15 protein-coding genes and 1 pseudogene are annotated in these 18443 nt (G+C 36.7%); 6 read left to right on the forward strand and 10 right to left on the reverse strand.

Annotation, left to right across the window (positions count from 1 at the left end; translation table 11 throughout):
* The first annotated feature begins 364 nt into the window (after window positions 1–364).
* Complete coding sequence (locus tag ACZ5R4_RS10800) at window positions 365–976, forward strand: YesL family protein (protein ID WP_109984677.1); 612 nt, start codon at window positions 365–367, stop codon at window positions 974–976.
* Window positions 977–1052: 76 nt separating this feature from the next.
* Here ACZ5R4_RS10800 and ACZ5R4_RS10805 read toward each other — a convergent pair whose 3' ends face one another.
* The 7 genes from ACZ5R4_RS10805 to araD all read right to left on the reverse strand — a co-directional run bounded on the left by ACZ5R4_RS10805 (window position 1053) and on the right by araD (window position 10146).
* A complete protein-coding gene (locus tag ACZ5R4_RS10805) occupies window positions 1053–1967 on the reverse strand; it encodes a carbohydrate ABC transporter permease (protein ID WP_109984676.1) in 915 nt (304 codons plus the stop codon).
* A 29-nt stretch (window positions 1968–1996) separates the two neighbouring features.
* Window positions 1997–2854 carry an ABC transporter permease gene (locus ACZ5R4_RS10810; RefSeq protein WP_245902338.1) on the reverse strand — a complete coding sequence of 286 codons (858 nt, stop codon included), beginning with the start codon at window positions 2852–2854 and terminating at the stop codon, window positions 1997–1999.
* Between the two features lie 221 nt (window positions 2855–3075).
* Window positions 3076–4689 (reverse strand): extracellular solute-binding protein, encoded by a 1614-nt coding sequence (locus ACZ5R4_RS10815; protein WP_464368459.1) that lies wholly within the window; start codon window positions 4687–4689, stop codon window positions 3076–3078.
* A 399-nt stretch (window positions 4690–5088) separates the two neighbouring features.
* Window positions 5089–6216, reverse strand: a complete 1128-nt coding sequence (locus ACZ5R4_RS10820; protein ID WP_109984673.1) for a GntR family transcriptional regulator — start codon at window positions 6214–6216, stop codon at window positions 5089–5091.
* Window positions 6217–6546: 330 nt separating this feature from the next.
* A complete protein-coding gene (locus tag ACZ5R4_RS10825) occupies window positions 6547–7668 on the reverse strand; it encodes a GntR family transcriptional regulator (protein ID WP_109984672.1) in 1122 nt (373 codons plus the stop codon).
* A gap of 234 nt (window positions 7669–7902) precedes the next feature.
* Window positions 7903–9387: an L-arabinose isomerase gene (araA, locus tag ACZ5R4_RS10830; protein WP_054788455.1), complete on the reverse strand. Its 1485-nt coding sequence runs from the start codon at window positions 9385–9387 to the stop codon at window positions 7903–7905.
* 63 nt (window positions 9388–9450) lie between these two features.
* Window positions 9451–10146 (reverse strand): L-ribulose-5-phosphate 4-epimerase, encoded by a 696-nt coding sequence (gene araD, locus ACZ5R4_RS10835; protein WP_109984671.1) that lies wholly within the window; start codon window positions 10144–10146, stop codon window positions 9451–9453.
* A gap of 660 nt (window positions 10147–10806) precedes the next feature.
* On the opposite strand from araD, the gene ACZ5R4_RS10840 reads away from it, so the two are divergent.
* Complete coding sequence (locus tag ACZ5R4_RS10840) at window positions 10807–11190, forward strand: helix-turn-helix domain-containing protein (RefSeq protein WP_464368475.1); 384 nt, start codon at window positions 10807–10809, stop codon at window positions 11188–11190.
* Window positions 11148–11981: pseudogene (locus ACZ5R4_RS10845) on the forward strand (IS3 family transposase); the annotation flags it as partial. The gene ACZ5R4_RS10840 and the pseudogene ACZ5R4_RS10845, both read left to right, overlap by 43 nt.
* Before the next feature lie 78 nt (window positions 11982–12059).
* Here the strand turns inward: ACZ5R4_RS10845 and ACZ5R4_RS10850 are convergent.
* Together ACZ5R4_RS10850 and ACZ5R4_RS10855 are read right to left on the reverse strand one after the other, a co-directional pair.
* Entirely contained in the window at window positions 12060–13757 is a 1698-nt protein-coding gene (locus ACZ5R4_RS10850) for a DUF2207 domain-containing protein (protein WP_464368460.1), read from the reverse strand.
* A 244-nt stretch (window positions 13758–14001) separates the two neighbouring features.
* Window positions 14002–14352, reverse strand: coding sequence for a hypothetical protein (locus ACZ5R4_RS10855; protein ID WP_054860183.1), 351 nt, complete (start codon window positions 14350–14352; stop codon window positions 14002–14004).
* A gap of 271 nt (window positions 14353–14623) precedes the next feature.
* On the opposite strand from ACZ5R4_RS10855, the gene ACZ5R4_RS10860 reads away from it, so the two are divergent.
* The 3 genes from ACZ5R4_RS10860 (at window position 14624) to ACZ5R4_RS10870 (ending at window position 17482) form a co-directional block, all read left to right on the forward strand.
* Window positions 14624–15151: an RNA polymerase sigma factor gene (locus ACZ5R4_RS10860; RefSeq protein ID WP_054860182.1), complete on the forward strand. Its 528-nt coding sequence runs from the start codon at window positions 14624–14626 to the stop codon at window positions 15149–15151.
* Between the two features lies 1 nt (window position 15152).
* Window positions 15153–16082 carry a DUF4179 domain-containing protein gene (locus ACZ5R4_RS10865; RefSeq protein ID WP_464368461.1) on the forward strand — a complete coding sequence of 310 codons (930 nt, stop codon included), beginning with the start codon at window positions 15153–15155 and terminating at the stop codon, window positions 16080–16082.
* A 134-nt stretch (window positions 16083–16216) separates the two neighbouring features.
* Window positions 16217–17482 (forward strand): FAD-binding protein, encoded by a 1266-nt coding sequence (locus ACZ5R4_RS10870; protein WP_109983096.1) that lies wholly within the window; start codon window positions 16217–16219, stop codon window positions 17480–17482.
* Between the two features lie 131 nt (window positions 17483–17613).
* Here the strand turns inward: ACZ5R4_RS10870 and ACZ5R4_RS10875 are convergent, their stop codons facing one another.
* Window positions 17614–18357 (reverse strand): C40 family peptidase, encoded by a 744-nt coding sequence (locus ACZ5R4_RS10875; protein WP_109983097.1) that lies wholly within the window; start codon window positions 18355–18357, stop codon window positions 17614–17616.
* Window positions 18358–18443: the final 86 nt, after the last annotated feature.

An 18443-nucleotide genomic window follows, 5' to 3' on the forward strand; every position in this document is an offset into this window, starting at 1 on the left:
TTGTACGTATGAGATAACGTACACTAATTATATACAACTTCTATTTCGATTTCAATATATTTTTATTAATTTTTGCAACAACTTTTAGATATGATTAACAAATATGTTAATCATTCGATGCGTATAATCTTGATTGACAGACTTAATTATAGCTCGTATTTATTAAACGACGAACAACAGCTAGTAAACTATATAAAAATAGTTATCTATCTTTCCTTTTGATTGTATATCCTTTTTTTCTATTATTGGAAAAGTTATTTACGTGTCTTTTACTTTTGTGTAATATATTAGTTAAGAAATCCATTGCAAGCGGTTACCTTTTTTGTGTAACAAGGATTGATCCTAATGAAAGGTTGGTGAAATAATGTCTCATTTAAGCACGTGGTATTTTTCTTTCGGTGAGTGGATGTATAAATTATTTATCCTCAATATATGTTGGATACTTCTTTCTTTATCGGGGTTTATCTTTTTAGGGGTATTTCCAGCAACTGTTGCGATTTATGCAACATTTCGAAAGGACTTTCAAGCTTCCGGTGATATAAAATTATTCCAGACCTTTTTCTATTACTTCAAGAAAGAATTGGTCAAAGCAAATCTGTATGGTTATGGGATGACATTAATAGGTAGCATTCTGTTTCTCAATATACGGATAATTGGGCAACTAGAAACATCATTACTTAATTCCGTACTCATGATCTTAACCTATGGATTACTGATTCTATTTCTACTTGTGGCTATGTATTTTTTACCCGTGTATGTTCATTTTCAGTTAAAGCCTATTACCTATGTAAAATATGCTTTCATTTTATTAATTGGTAAACCATTACAAACCATTGCACTTGTTGTCTGTATACTTGTAATTTTCTATATATTCTATCGATTTCCGGTTTTATTACCTTTTCTAGGTGTAAGCAGTATTGCATACCCAATCATGAAATATTCTCTTACATTTTTCACCACACAAAAAGAAGCATAAGGAATCGATCCATATATGTCCTTATCCCATTTAAAAAGGACCTGACTATCGTTAGTCAGGTCCTTCTTAATTGCTTCTATCCTTTTACAGAGCCTATTAAAACACCTTTTTCAAAGTATTTTTGAATGAATGGATAGAGGATAAGAATTGGTAAGGAGGAGACAATGATCACTCCATATTTAATTTGATCGGCATACCTCTGTGCATATCCTCCACCTGTACCACCACTTCCTGCACCTTCCGCAAACACTTGATTTGATAATAATATATCTCGCAAAACAATCTGTAGTGGCTGTAAATCATAGTTACGAATATAAATTAAGCCAGTAAAGAAGTCGTTCCAGTGCCATACTAAGTAATATAAACCGATAACCGAGATAACGGCCTTAGATAGTGGTAATACAATTTTGCTAAAAAACTTGAAATGGGAGCAGCCATCAATCGTTGCAGCTTCGTACATCTCATTCGGAATGTTACTTTCAAAAAAGGTACGTGTAATGATGAGATTAAAAACATTAACCGTAAGTGGATTAAATATGAAGACCCAGGGTGTATCTATTAAACTTAAATCCTTCATGAGTAAATATGTTGGGATTAACCCACCATTGAAAAACATCGTAAAGACAAAGAAAAACATAAGAAATCTTCTAGCGCGAAATTCTTGACGAGATAAGACATAGGCTGCAGGAAGTGTAAATAATAAATTAATAAAGGTACCTACAACAGCATAAAACAATGTATTTCGGTAACCAATCCATATCCTTGCATCCTTAAATATCTCTTCATATCCAAAAAAGCTAAATCCTTGCGGGAAGAGAAATACTTTTCCAGTTGATACTAAGGTCGGGTCACTTACTGATGCGATCACAATAAAATATAAAGGATAAGCAATAACAAAAAATATGATGATACATAACCCGAAAACAAATGCATCAAAGATGAGATCTGAGGCTTTTTTATTTTTAATACGATTCATCGTAATCGATGTCATGGCATTTCCTCCTCCTAATATGTTTTCCGTTACCAAAGGCTAATTTTAGCTACGCGTTTTGCAATGGAGTTGACAATAACTAATAGGGTAAAGTTTATTAATGTATTAAACAATCCAATGGCTGCTGCATAACTAAACTGATTAGAAATAATCCCGATTTTGTACACATATGTTTCAATCACTTCAGAAATTGGTAAATTTAATGAATTTTGCATAAGGAATATTTTTTCAAAGCCTGTACTAATAACGGTTCCCATATTTAAAATTAATAAAATGATGATGGTTGGAATAATCGCAGGTATTTCCACATTTCGAATGATCTGCCACCGATTAGCCCCATCAATCTTAGCAGCATCGTACAGCTGTGGATCCACACTCGATAATGCCGCAAGATAGATAATACTGTTCCAACCAACATGCTGCCAAATATCTGAAAGAACATATACAGGTACAAATGCTGTTGTGGATGCTAGCAGATTAGTACCTTCAAAGCCCATTTTTGCGATGAGCAGACCAATTAATCCAGTATTAGGAGAAAGCAAGACATTCAGTAAACCAACTAAAACAACAATCGATATGAAATGTGGAAGATAAACGGTTGTTTGTAATATTCGTTTACCTCTTTTCCAACGAATTTGGTTTACTAATAACGCAAGAATAATAGGAGCAGGAAACCCTACAACAATCGTAGTAATACTGATCACTAAAGTATTTCTAATGAGATCTGTAAACATATGACTTTTAATAAATTGTTCAAAGTACTGCAATCCTACCCATTCCCCACCAGTTAGGCCAGCGGTGAAATCATACTCTCGAAAGGCTAACTGAATGCCATACATGGGAATATAGTTAAAAATAATCACACAAATTATCGCAGGTAGTATCATAATCCAAAGCTGATGATCCCGCTTAAATGTATTAAAAATATTCGGCTTTTTATAAGTAGATTTGGATTTTTGTTCTGATAAAGAACTATTCATTTCTGAAACAGCCATCTATTCTCCCCCCTCGTAGTGCAAAGAGCCGGGACAATAGGGTAGGAAAGTATGAGTATCTCCATCTTCCTATTTTGTTATGTCCCAGACTCTTAATTTGGATGCATGATTATCTAGTGGTTACTTTTATAATCATCATAATAGCCTTGAATAATATCTAGGTTTGTTTGCAGGCCAATAGCTTCTACTTCCTTTACATAGCCACCCCATTGTTCTTCAATTCCGCCTTCTGTTACCCATTCTGAGAACTTTGCCATTGCTAGATTCATAAAGTCTGTGTTGATGAGACTCATCTGATTATTATCGGCATCTGAATATTTCAAGAACATACCAGGGAATACATCATTTTCTTTATCCAATGTCTCAAAAGCTTTATCAAACGGCTCTTGTTGTGCACCGACTGCCTGCATATCTGTTCCTAATTCCACTTGTAACTCATCGGATATAAACATCGGGCCATTATCTGCCCAGGTAGATGTCCATTTCCATGTTCCTGGATCCATCTCCTCATCCTTTGGTGGAAGAATCTTATAAGAGCCATCATCCGCCTTTTCAATATTAGGTCCAAGTGAACCAAATAATACTTGTAAGCTTACCTCCGGATTGTATAGCTCATTAATAAATTTCATAGCAGCTTCTTTATCACTTGCCCCTGAAGATAGTGCTACCATGTTCACACCATAATTCAAGCTATTATAATCATATGACCAAGAAATCTCACCATTGTAATCTGCGGACTTTTTCATTGGAGCAAAGCTTACATATTGATCGGACACATTCAGACCGAATCTGTCCATGCTTTCCCAGCCATACGTATAGCCGACTGTTGCATCTTTTCCACTACCTCGAGCAACTGATTGATATTTCGTATAATCTTGTGTGAAGACTTCTTGATTGATTAAACCATTGGAATATAATTTATTTAAAAAGGCGACAACCTCTTTATAGCGTTCATCCACAAAGAAGTTTTTCACTTCTCCATCCTCAAGAAAATAACCTTGCCCTCCACCTCCAGTGATCGTTATTCCAGTGCTCCCCAATAATACACTTGGTTGGAAGAATCCGAATCCACCTGTTCCTACTGGAGAAAAGTCCATTGGTATTTCATCGTTTGGATCACCATTTCCATTTGCATCCTCTTCCTTGAATGCCATTAACACTTCGAATAGCTCATCCCAATTTGTCGGGACTTCTAAACCTAAATTATCAAGCCATTGTTTATTTATAAATTGCATAGTCGCAGTTTGTGGCCAGAATCGTTGATATTTTGGCAAACCAAAAATCGCCCCATCATCCTGTGTTGCTAGTACCTTTGTATCTGGTTGCTGTTCAAACATTGCTTGTATATTCGGGCCATGATCTTCGATTAAAGGAGCCAAATCCTCAAATAAACCTGTAAATTTAGCAAAATCGGCATCTGTTATAACATTCGGCCCTATTAGTATATCTGGAATGTCACCACCCGCTAACATTGCCCCCTTTTTTTGATCCCAGTCAGCAGTGACCTCCTCCCATTTGATTTCCACTCCCGCTCTATCCTCTACTTCCTGTAACCACTCCATATCTGCCAAATCTTTAGTCAAAGGATGTTTTGTAATAAGACCAGATAAGACTACTTTCCCATCCTCTGTCTCTTGTTTTTCCTTGGATGCTTCGTCATTACTACACGCAGCAAGAAGTAATATCATGAGTGCACTCAGTAAAAATACATTGATTATTTTTTTCATCCTTTTACCCCCTCATTACTGAATAAAAATAAAGATAGCGCTTTCAATTAATCTATAAATAACTAGACCTCGGCAAATCTCCCCTTCCCTTTTCTCTTTGAAGAAGCACTTACTAATAAGTAGGGTGTACCCACCTCTATATGAACGAACAAGTTAAGAATCCGCTCATCCTAACTTATTAATCATTTTCCCATAATATGATTTTGGTGTGAATAAATTATTTTTAGATTTCATATCCTATTTTTTGTTTTTTGTTTGCGTTTACATTTTGTTGTTGAGAAGTAACTAATAGTTTTCAACATAAAAACATGCACTCATCGCTTGAGTGCATGTTCTATTTGAAATAGCTAATAAATATAAGTCCTTCTTTTTTTGGAAAAGACAATAGTAACTCAAGAACTATTCTACCTTTGCTAGATTTTTATTAAGTCTGATCGTCGATTGACGTATCTGTAGCTCTGGTTCGTACAATTTGGATATGCCCCTATTAGAACGAATCCCATCATTCTTCTTTATCATACTAATAATCGCTTTGGCAGCATCCAGACCTAGTCTACTTTTAGGATGGATGACAGAGGTGAGTTTAACCTCAGATATCGCGGAGAGTAAGGAGTCATCATAGCCTACAAAGGATAAGTCCTCTGGTATTTTTAGCCCTTCCTCTCTTAAATAATCCATCAACCGTAGCACTAATTGGTCATTATAGCACACGACAGCAGTTGGACGGTCAAGTTTATTATTTAGCAGTTTTTTCAACCCTGCTATAGGGGTACTTAATTCATTTTCTGTTTGATAAGTTATTATATTTTTCGGGTTTAATAAAATATCTAAATCCCGATGTGCCTTGATATATCCCTTGAGACGCTTTTGTCCTTGCGCATCGTCTGTTTTGTAAATACAAGCAATATGTTGATGACCTAATTCGATTAAATGCTTTGTTTGAAGATAGCCACCTTTCACATCATCCATCATAAAGCTTACTGGTTCTAGTTCTTCATAGCTGGCATTAATCATAACATATGGTATATTCTCTCTTTCTAAATTCAAATAATAGCGTAAATTTGGATTAGAAGAAGCACTATTAGTTGGCTCGATAATAATCCCATCATAGTTCCCTGCTAAGATCTTACTTAAAATTTGCTTCTCTTGGTCATATTTATTATTTGTATTAAAAATACTAACATGATAGCCTTCTTTACTTAAATGTGCCTCTGCACCTCTTATGATGGAGGGAAAGATATATTCCGATATATAGGTTGTAACTATCGCAATATTTTTCGTTGGATTTTCCTGTGATTGATACTGATCCCGATTCGTCCGATCCGTACAAAACGTACCAGCACCCTGTTCCCTGTATAGCCATCCCTCACTTACTAACTCTCCTAATGCAAGTCTCACTGTATGTCTGCTCACATTAAATTGACGCATCAATTCACTTTCTGAACTGATCTTCTCATGAGGCATAATCAGCCCTTCCAAAATTTTTGATTTAATCGATCGTTTTATTTTTTTATATTTCGCCTCCACATAAAAGCCCCCTCACCTTATTACTTTATTCAATCAATTAACTAAGAATGTAACAGATAACTGATAGCGTTTCCATAAGCATAAAGATAAATTTGTACGTACTACTAGTATAACAAATATTGTTTTTAATACAATACGTTGGTAATATTTTTGATTGTTTTTCTAGTTTTTGCACATTAGAAAAACTCGCATTCGCTCGTCTTTAACTCGATGCGTCAGCTTTTCTTCTTCGTTAGACTTTAAGATTTTCGCTTCATCACATTACTTCCTGCAAAAATTTTATACGTTAAGAAAGTATAAAAAAAGCATACCAATTGTATGCTTCTATCATTATTTTTTCTTTTTTAACGGTGCTGTCGAATTCCTGATTACTAGCCTTGGATCGAAACGAATTAAGTCATTTTCTGTTGTCGATTGCTTCTTTGTCCCCTTCGATTGCTTCACCATATCCAATATAACCTTCGCAGCCAATTCACCCATCTCACTTTGAGGATGTGCGATCGTTGTTAGCTTCACCTCGGTTACTTCTGCCATAAACGAGTCATCAAACCCGATTAAAGATATATCCTCTGGCACTTGAAGCTCTGATTCTCTAATGACATCTAGTAGCTTAATAGCTAACTCATCATTATAACACACGATAGCAGTTGGCCGTTTTTCGTCCTTTTCCTCCAGAAGCTTTTTCAGTACTTCCATTGGCTTTGTCGACTTTTCCTCCGTGCTATAAGTGACAATATTATTTGGTAAAATTTCAATATTGTACTTTCGATGTGCTTTTAGATAACCCTTCATTCTCTTTGTGCCTTGTGTATCATCGTTTTTGAAAAATCCAATGATATTCTCATGACCTAATTCGATTAAATGTTCTGTTTGTAAAAACCCACCCTTTTCATCATCCATGACAATATGAAAAGGCTCTAGCTCGTCATAAAAAGCATTAATCATTAAATAAGGAATATTTTGTCTTTCTAGATTTAAGTAATAATTTATATTCGGATTCGTCACAGCACTCTTTGTTGGCTCGATAATGACCCCATCAAAATGTTGGGTTAATATTTTTTCCAAAAACTTCCGTTCGTTTTCATGATTGTTATTTGTGCTAAAGAGACTAACTTGATAGCCCTGCTGACTTAAATAGGATTCTGCTCCTCTGATAATAGACGGAAAGATATAATCAGAAATATGGGTAGTTATAATAGCTATATTTTTTTGTTGATTACGTCCAATGGCATCCTCTCTGGAACGATCTGCACAAAAAGTTCCAGCACCTTGTTCTCGATAAAGCCATCCCTGGTTGACTAAATCCCCAATCGCTAGTCTTACCGTATGACGACTTACACCGAATTGCTTCATTAATTCGCTTTCAGAGCTTATTTTTTGATGTGGCTGATAGGTACCATCTAATATTTGAGACTTAATAGCTTGCTTGACAATATTATATTTTGTTTGCATCAATTACACCTCATTGAACCTGTCTTTATTACGGTTTACGTGTTTTTTTATGGAATTAACCCTTCTAGAATCGGGTTTTAGTTTTGAGCTTTGAGTGGAAATTATGTTTTCCTCATAGAAGCTCGAAAAAAGCACTCTACATACAAGCATAAACTAACCATATACGCTGTCAAGCATTTCTTGTTGATAAACAGAAGAGATCTACTTAAATGTAGATCTCTAACTGTTCGAACCTTAACGATAAATGGCTTCATTCCATTTCAGTTCATTTCTGAATTGTCTTAAGTTCGTGTCTTTATCTATAACGACACATTCAATCTTCGCCATGTTAGCGAAATCGTACAGCTGATCTGTCGTTACCTCAAATGAAAGCACTGTATGGTGTGCGCCACCAGCATAAATCCAAGCTTCTGTTGCTTCACTTAAGGACGGCTGTGGCTTCCATAATACCTTGGCAACTGGTAGGTTCGGTGTTTCCTTCTGTGGTTGTTCTGCCTTCACTTCATTTATCACTAAACGGTAGCGGCCACCCATTTCAACTAAGGAAGCATTCACTGCATCTCCACCACGACCATCAAATACGAGACGAGCAGGATCCTCTTTACCGCCAATTCCTAGTGGGTTCACCACAATACGAGGCTTTGTAGCAGAAACGGTTGGGCAAACCTCCAGCATATGAGAACCTAAAATCATTTCATTGCCAGGCTCTAAGTGATAAGTGTAATCTTCCATAAAAGAAGTACCTTTATTATCTGCAATAATTTTCATGAAACGAGTAAGTGCTGCTGTACGCCAGTCACCTTCTCCAGCAAAGCCGTACCCTTCTGCCATTAAACGTTGAGCTGCAAGTCCAGGTAGCTGCTTCATACCATGTAAATCCTCGAAGTTTGTTGTAAATGCGGTGTAATTACCTTTTGCTAAGAAAGACTTTAATGCTAGCTCAATTTTTCCTTGCTCTAAAATAGAGTCACGAACGGCGCCTGGTTCTTTCGCTTCTTCCGGCAATTCATAGAGCTCTTCGTATTCTTGGAACAGTGTGTCAAGCTCTTGATCTGTAACCTTCTCCATTTCCTCCACAAGATCACCAATGCCGTAATAATCCACGACCCAGCCAAATTTAATTTGTGCTTCGACCTTATCTCCATCCGTAACCGCAACATTACGCATATTATCACCAAAGCGAGCGACACGTATATTTGTACCTTCTGCAACCGCAGCTGCGGTTTTCATCCAATCTGCAACTTTTGTCGCTACTTCTTTGCTTTGCCAATGACCAACGACTACTTTACGTGATACGTCCATTCTCGTACCGATAAATCCATACTCTCTATCCCCATGTGCTGCTTGGTTCAAGTTCATGAAATCCATATCGATGGTTTCCCATGGGATATCACGATTGAATTGCGTATGAAGATGTAATAATGGTTTTTGCAATGTTTTTAAACCTGCAATCCACATTTTAGCAGGGGAGAACGTATGCATCCATGTAATAACGCCAGCGCAATTCTCATCAGTGTTTGCTTTTAGCATTAGTGCATGAATATCATTCGCTGTTGTAAGCACTTCTTTAAATTCTATTTCAAATGGAAGGTTGCCTTCCGTATTTAAACCCTTCACGACTTTGCGTGAGTTTGTTTCTACCTCTTTAATCGCGTCTTCTCCATATAAATGCTGACTTCCTGTCACAAACCAAAAGGTATATGGTCTAATTTCTAACATCATAAATTCCTCCTTATTGTTGAATAGCTTTAGCTAAACTCATTGAATGGTCACTGATGTTTGTTATTTTTTATCCTGGCCATAGTAGGCGTTTGCTCCATGCTTTCTTAAATAATGTTTATCTAAAAGAAATGAATCCATGTCTCTAATATTTGGGTTAATCTGATAGGTGTGTAGTGCCATTTTGGCTACTTCCTCGAGAACAACTGCATTATGAATGGCCTCATAAGGGTCTTTCCCCCAACTAAAAGGAGCATGGCTGTGCACAAGTACACCAGGAACCTGCAATGGATTGATATTCTCAAAGGTTTCGGCAATCACCTTACCTGTCTCCCATTCATACTCTCCTGTGACTTCCTGTTCTGTCATTCGTCTTGTACATGGAATTTCCCCATAAAAGTAATCAGCCTGTGTTGTTCCTAACGCAGGAATACCCTTTCCAGCTTGAGACCAACTAGTCGCCCAAGGTGAATGAGTATGAACTACTCCTCCGATTCCAGAAAACTTTTGATACAGCAATCGATGAGTAGGTGTATCAGAAGAAGGATTCAACTCGCCTTCGACAATATTCCCATCCAAGTCCAATACGACAAGGTCATTTGCTTTCAATTCATCATAGTCAACTCCACTAGGCTTGATCACCATAAGACCGGAATCCTTGTCGAAACCGCTTACATTACCCCAAGTAAAGGTAACAAGTCCATATTTAGGTAAATCCTTATTCGCTTCTAAAACCTGTTGTTTCAGCTCTTCTAGCAAATTCCTTCACCTTCCTTATCTGATCTATTCCTTTTTTCTCTTTCTTGTACGTATGTGTGAAAAGGTTTATCTTTATGATAATATAATTCGTACGTACATTCAATAAAGAAATACGAATTTCAGAAAAAAATTATAAAATTAGTTGGTGTGATTGTAATTCTTCGCCACCTTTTGTCACTAGACCGTTTGTTTCCAATAACAATAAATAAAGGTTTCAGTCACCACTATTTGATATGCTCCCCCTAAAGTAGACACTTAAAAAAGTAAAACTACTTTAGGGGGATTTTTATGCGTTTAAATAGTAAGCATACAGCTGAAGAGTTGGAATGGTATATTCAAATGTATCTGAAAGATGGAATAAGTATTAAAGAATTACGTGAAACATTTGGTTTATTATTAAGTGAATCGGCCTTTCGTCAAAAGGTGCTGAGATACCAAAATCATGGTCTAAAAGGAATTCAAACGACATCAAGAAATAATCATTACAGTGAAGAGTTTAAACAGTCCGTTATTAACGAGTACCTCGTAGAATGTATACCCTTTAAACAATTAGCTCGGAAATATAATATTCCAAATCCTGATACTGTAAGAAGTTGGATCATCAAGTATACTAGAGGGGAAAAGAATAGGAGTTATTCTCCCAAACCCGAGGTGTATACGATGAAGAGTCGAAAAACGACACAAGAAGAGAGAATTGAAATCGTCAAAGATTGTTTAAATACTGGTTTATTGTATAAGGAAACAGCTAAAAAATATCAAGTTTCTTATAATAATGTTTATTCATGGGTTCAAAAGTACAAAGAGCATGGCCCTGACGGGCTGGTAGATGGACGAGGTCGCGGAAAGCCAGACAAGATCCAAACAGATGAAGAAAAGTTACGAACGGAAATTGAGGCATTAAAAGCACGAAATGAGTACCTTGAAACAGAGAATACTGCGTTAAAAAAGTTAGAAGAAGAGGAAAGAGAGTTGATGTTACGCAAACGCGGCATGAGGCCGAATACCAAACCATTAAAAAACTCGAAAAAAAGGGATTCAAAATAACCATACTTTGTGAAGCATTAGGTGTGAGTCGCTCGGGTTATTATAAGTGGTTCCATCGGAAACCAACAAAAACAGAGAAGCGCTTAAGACACTTGAGCGCTTGCATTCAAAAGATATATGACGAACATAAAGGGATTTATGGTTATCGTCGAATCACGATCTATCTCAACCACTTCCTTAACGCTCAAGTGAATCATAAATGTGTGTACCGCTTGATGCGCTTAGTAGGCTTAAAAGCCGTTATCCGTCGGAAACGTTACAACTATAGACCACATAAACCGCAACACGTGGCTGAAAATGTCCTAAATAGAGAATTTCAAGCAGAGTATAACGCGATGGAGGTCTTATTAACAGATGTCACTGAATTTAAGTACGGAGTTCATTCGAAAGCTTATTTAAGTGCCGTCTTAGATTATGGTGAAAATAAAATTGTAGCCTATAAATTATCCCGACATAATAACAATGCCTTAGTACGAGATACGATTACTCAGATTAAAGATACCATTATACCAGCGAAAACATTATTTCATAGTGATCGCGGCTTTCAATATACGTCCCATGGATTTAAACGTTTTGTGGAAGAACACCAGATTACCCAAAGCATGTCGCGTGTTGGTAAATGCATTGATAACGGTCCGATGGAAAACTTTTGGGGGATCATCAAGGAAGAGATGTATCGACTAACCACTCATAACACATTTGAGGAATTAGAAAAAGATATTGAGGCTTATATTGAATTTTATAATACAAAGCGCGTGACGTTGAAGATGGGGTTAAGAATTCCAGCATAAAAAAGCCATGCATGGAAACCATACATGGCACAAAATATTTTGTTTATTTACCTGTCTACTTGACAGGGGGCAGTTCAATTAAAAAGCACCTGAACCTCCACCGCCACCACCTACGCCTGTTCCTCCACCAGTAACACTCCCACTGCTAGTAGAGGCAGAAACGGTGGAATCCGCTTTGTCAAATTGATTGGTTAAGGTGCTTGCAATGAGGATAAACATCATCACATCATGTGATTGCATGTTGTGATCCGTAGTAGAAGGTAAAGACAAGCTCTTGCTAAGTTGTTCAAATTTTTTCTGCATCGACTTGTTCCCTGTACCTATCGCGTAAATAAATGATTGCATTTGCTCATCAGTCATCCAGTCATTCCAGTCTTTTTCACTGATATTGTCGTAATTGAGGCTGATTTTTTTCGATTGCTGTCTAATCCGATGACCTCGAAGGGTTTTAGGTTGATAAATGATCGCAAAGAGCAACAACGCGAATGCTAAGATGATCGAGAAAAACATCCACATAAAAAGCGAATGAACACCTAGTATGATCGCAAAAAGCATTGTTAACAGACTGACTATACCTATTGTCCATCTTAAGCCTTTTTTCTTTTCAACTAAGTGGCTCTGTTTAACCTCTTCTTTTACTGCTTGAATCCATTTGGCAAAGTCACTGCTGTAAGTGGAATGGTTCCCTTTCACCTTTGTATAGGCAGAAAGATCGGATAAGGTAAATACCCCGTTTTCGCCTATTTTATGGAATAACCATTCGATCAATATGCTCTCATGTGGAAAATCTGTAGTACAATCTACGATAACAAATTTACTTTCACCATCTTTTTTGACATATCCTTTTCTTACTAGATCCATCAATGAAGCTGAGATGAGCTCACTACTAGGAGACATATTTCTCATATATAGCATGGTGGCTGGTAAACTCATTTCTTGATTTGGCAAGTATTGCGATGATAAAGAGACACGTTCTATTTCTAATAATCTACTGTTCTTCTTTCTCCATGCTACTACTACAAGTAACAATAAATAGATAGATAACCCACCTATGATATAAGGAGAAATACGATTTAACAACTCCTGCCTATTCTCATAATTCTGTCTTTCTTGCTCAAGTTCGGCCTGATCAGCTAGAATATCATCTCGAATCGTTTTATCGGCTAAGAGGCTTGCAGCAGGGAACAGATTAGGATCATATGCTACTCTTATATCTCCTTTCGTCCCACTTTCTACTTCACCCATAGCAAAATGGACCACACCATCTGAAGCTATAACCGATGTAGCATATGCCTCATCATAACCCAATGCAATTACCTCTTCCGAAGCTTGAGGCGGGTGGATATAAATGTCCATGTTTTGATATGTTGATTCATTGCTAGTGTCAAAAAATGGCCAGTAAAATTGTGCCAAGTCTGTGTACACTTCCACTCCATTAGTTATCGTATAAGTGAGATCAATCAAAATCTTCTGATCGGAACCACTTCGATAGACTTTATAAACGTTCTCTTCTAATTCAACCTCTAAAGGCTTACCATTTTCAAATGCTTGAAAGCCTTCTATTTTTGTTTGTTCTTTTGGAATTATGGAGCGTGTAATGCCATTAAAATCACCTTCAAAACGATAGGTGTGCTGCTCTTGGACCTGTACATCACCATTCTCCTGTAAGTAAGCGTTAATCTCTGTGTTTGTAATGGAAAAATCCACAGCATAAACATCCTGAGGTAGTAAAAAAATAGAAAAAACAAATGCAAGTAATATTATGGTCTTTTTCATATGGTTTAAGCTCCTCTCCCTTCTCTATACGTCATGAAAATGGAAAAGGTTTCATTCAAGTAAAAGTTCAAATCAGGGTTGGATAAGATTAAGTTGCCTTTGACGAGTTTGTTGCGAATAAAGATAAAAGCAAACTGAAGGATGTTATGAAAGGTAAATAAATGTCGAGTGATGGGGGGTTCGTTGTTTGATAACTAATTCAGCTATCTATTTTCACATTGCGGACTAGCTCTATTTTTATACCCTATCTCACCTTTCGCTTTAATGTATAAATATCTTGATCATGTTCGATCAGTTTGTGTTGAATATAGTCCATTTTCTCTTCCATACTATCCATCCGTTTTGATAATGCAGTATGATTTTGGTCAACTTTCTCTGTTAATTGTTGTAATGACTTTTGATTATCATCCACTCGCTCTGTCAGTTGATCCAAGGACTTTTGGGTCTCGTCCACTCGCTCTGTTAGTTGATCCAAGGACTTTTGGGTCTTGTCCATTTTTTCTGTTAATTGTTGATTAAAGCCACTAATTTGATCTACTTTGACTGACAATTCCCTAATGGCCTGAATAATCATCTTACCCTCACTATTTTCCATAATACTTCTTCTCCTTTCCGTAAATTTTTACATATTCGATATACCAATTATACTACATAACATGATGACAATCATGGAGTAATATTTTCAAAAAACACAGATAAAAGTGTACGATATCAAGAATTCACCAAAGGATTTTCTTTTTTTACAATGATTTTATTGAAAAACTGGGCATTTCAATGTGTCCTTACATGGTAAACTAATTTCAGGAAAAATGATATGAACTTTTTTCCCTATTCAGATCTCTTATCTAGAGAAAGGGGGCAACAACTTGACAGTCAAGCTTGTGAAGAAAGCACAAAACGGCAATAAAGAAGCACTTTTACAACTAATTCTAGCAAAACAAGACGACTATTACCGCCTTGCATGGTCCTATATGAAAAATGAACATGACGCCCTTGATGTGATGGAGGATATGATTGTGATTCTTTATGAAAAAATTCATACATTGCAAAAACGCGAATCCTTCTATAGCTGGAGTAAAACCATCCTTGTCAGGTGTTGTTATGATACTTTCCGAAAAAGAAAAAGAATGGAATTTTTAGATGATAAAGAACTAGACAAATTTGCAACATCCCATCATGCATTTGAATTAACAGACACCCAGATTGACCTAGATCATCTGCTTGCAAAGTTAACTCCACAGCAAGCAGAAGTGATTCGACTCAAGTATTTGCATGACCTGGATTTGAAAACAATTGGTTCGATAACCAATACATCCATAGGGACGGTGAAATCTAGAATTTATTATGGTTTAAAGAAATTACATCATTTATATCGAGGTGAGCAAGATGGGTAGAATGAAACAACAATTTGAGCGAGAAAAGGAGCAATTACAAAAAGTTCATGCACCAAAGGAATTGGAATCACGCTTGCGTAACAGACTCGATCATCTTCCAAATCAAAAGCAACGACGTTCAGGTAAAGTTTGGCGAAGGCTTGCAGCACTTATTATTATAAGTATTCTTATCGGCTATAATTACCAAAGCCTTGCCTATTACGGTAAAAAAATCATTGGCTATGATCCTGTTATTTCCAATACATTACAGCAACTAAATGATTCAGGCATGGGGCAGACCATTAATAAAAGTATTACTTTTGAAGATGGTACTACTTTTACCATAGATGGTATTATCGTTGATGAGAATCAATTAATTATGTTCTACACATTAGAAAGTCCCGGCTCTATCGTAAAAAATACCGAATATGATCACCAGCCAATCAATATCACAGGATTTTTGACAAACGCATCCCATGAAAGTGGTATGGGGGAAGTCAGTGAAGATGAAAAGGTAATAAGAGGGACACATAGCTTTGAGACTCCTAACGGCTTTGCGAAGGAATTAACCGTACATTTTCACGAAACAACCGAAACACTCACTTTCTCTTATAATCCAGAAAAAGCAATGGGACACACGATTAAGCAAACCATTAATGAGAAAGTTATCCTAAATGAGGCACTGTTAACTTTTCAAACAATAGAAGCTTCCCCAACTTCTACGATCATTAAAGGAAAAGGTGATAAGGAGCTGATAGAAAGCTTAAATTTTGAACAAATGGAATTGATCGTAAACGGAGAAAAAATAAATTTGTTAAGCAATGGTTACAGTACCAATATAACAGGAACGACATTTGAAATAACGTATGATGCAATACCAACAGATAGTAATCCATTAGAGGTCACCTTGCATCTACCTAATGATCAGGTATTAAAGATCTATAGAGACTAGGGTGCAGGGGGATCCCGGCCCCTCTGGCATCCTTCACTACTTTTTTTCTACATTCTGTGCTATTCTATTAGCGACGACTTTGTACGGTCAAGTGAATATTCTACAAGCATTGTATGAAAAAGGAGCTTTACAAAATGACAAAACAACGCAATTGGGCAGGTAATTACACCTATCACGCAAGCAATTGGCATATACCTGAAAGTGTCGAAGAAATACAACGGTTAGTAAAAAAATGTAACCGATTAAAAGTAGTAGGGTCTCGTCACTCGTTTAATCATATTGCGGATTCTAACGAGCATATCGTTTCACTTGAACAATTAAATAGGGTGATAGATTTTGATAAAGAGAAGCAAAAAATAACCGTCGAAGCAGGAATGAAGTATAGTGATGTCTGTCAATATCTTGGTGAAACTGGGCTGGCATTACATAACCTTGCTTCATTGCCTCACATTTCCGTGGCGGGGGCTTGTGCCACAGCAACCCATGGATCTGGTGATAAAAATGGAAATCTCGCTACAATTGTATCTGGTATTGAATTCGTTAATGGAAATGGAGAAATCATTACGTTAACACGAGAAGAGCATGAAGAGGAGATGAGAGGCTTGTCCGTAAGTCTTGGTGCATTTGGTATTATTACAAAGCTTACACTTGATTTAATACCAGATTTTCAAGTGAGACAAGTGGTCTATCAAAATCTATCCTTTCACGAATTTTATCAATATTATGATGAAATTTATGCTAGCGCCTACAGTGTTAGTTTATTTACTGACTGGCAGGAGGAACGATTTAACCAAGTCTGGCTTAAACAGACAATCACTGAACAAGATGCTGTCGAGTTAAATACAGATTTCTATGGCGCAGAGCTCGCCAACGTGAATCTCCATCCAATCTCTGGTCATGGGGCTGAGCATTGTACCGAGCAATTAGGTGTTCTAGGACCATGGCACGACCGTTTAGCACATTTCAAAATGAACTTTACTCCAAGTAGTGGTAAAGAACTACAAAGTGAGTATATATTATCACGTCATCATATAAGTGATGCAATGAAAAAACTGAATGGACTGCGTGATGAAATTGCCCCATTATTATTAGTTTCAGAGCTTCGAAGTATTAAAGCTGACGACCTTTGGATGAGTATGAACTATAAGCAGGACTCGATTGGGATCCATTTTACATGGAAGGATCTTTGGAATGAAGTGAAGCTAGTACTACCGAAAATAGAAGCAGTACTCGAACCATTCCAACCAAGACCACATTGGGGGAAGCTGTTCACAATGGACCCAACAAAGCTGCAAACACGTTATAAACAACTGCCAGCATTTAGACAGCTAGTTAGGAAGTATGATCCAGACGGAAAGTTTCGCAATGAATTTTTAAAGCAATACATTTTTGAAAAATAGGTGTTTAATTTTGTTGAAAATAGTATAAAAATACCGATTACTTCACTCCATTGAAGGACACATCAATGGAATGAAGTATTTTTATTATGAGTCTAACCATGAAATAACCCAAATTTCTGCGTCATTCTCTACTAAGTATCGATTAAAAATTGAAGATCTGGATGTCTGTAAACTAATTCAAATGCTTCATTATCTATTAAATTATGATACAAATCCTCTGGAGAAAACCATAAGTCATCATTTTCAAATGTGTATCCTGCCCCATAATGATAGCAAAGCCAGATCAGCTTAGAACAATAAGTAAATTCCCATAAATCATCTAGATTTTGAGATAATTGAAAAGAAAAAATCGGTTTTTTAATCCCTTGATCTAAATTTTCCTGGTATTTTTCGTAATATTGAAGAGCAAATTCGGTCACCTTCTCCCCGACCTCTTTATTTTTAGGACGAAACTGTGCGTGAATTGGGTGTTTCCGTAAAAAGTCTTTTATCGGATCTTTCGTGATAGCTGGATGTCCTCCTACTGCTTCTACGACCTCTTTTTCATTCACTACGAGAGCACTATGCCCCATATATCCTGATAACTCCTTCTTGACATTATCGCTTGCTACTAATATATCTCCAGGTCGAAAATCGCGATCTCGATCAAGCTCCCTATCATCTGATAGAAAGTAATCCTCTCTGACGATCAGATCATTATAATAGCCAAGTATCGTTATCGACTTGACATAATCCTCCACTTCAAATGAGATGATGCGATTTTGATCTGTAGCCATTAGAAACTGACGGTCCTTATATATTTTAAAGCAAGTAGGATACATTGCCTCTACGTAAACTTGGTTACCTTTTTTCAATACATTCATAAAACGATTCACCGAAAACACCTCCACCATATTCTATGCAAGGAGGATATTTCGGTAACAGAACATAAAAGAAAAGCATATGGCTCACATAAGAGTCA

The sequence above is a fragment of the Gracilibacillus sp. JCM 18860 genome, from assembly GCF_055395245.1.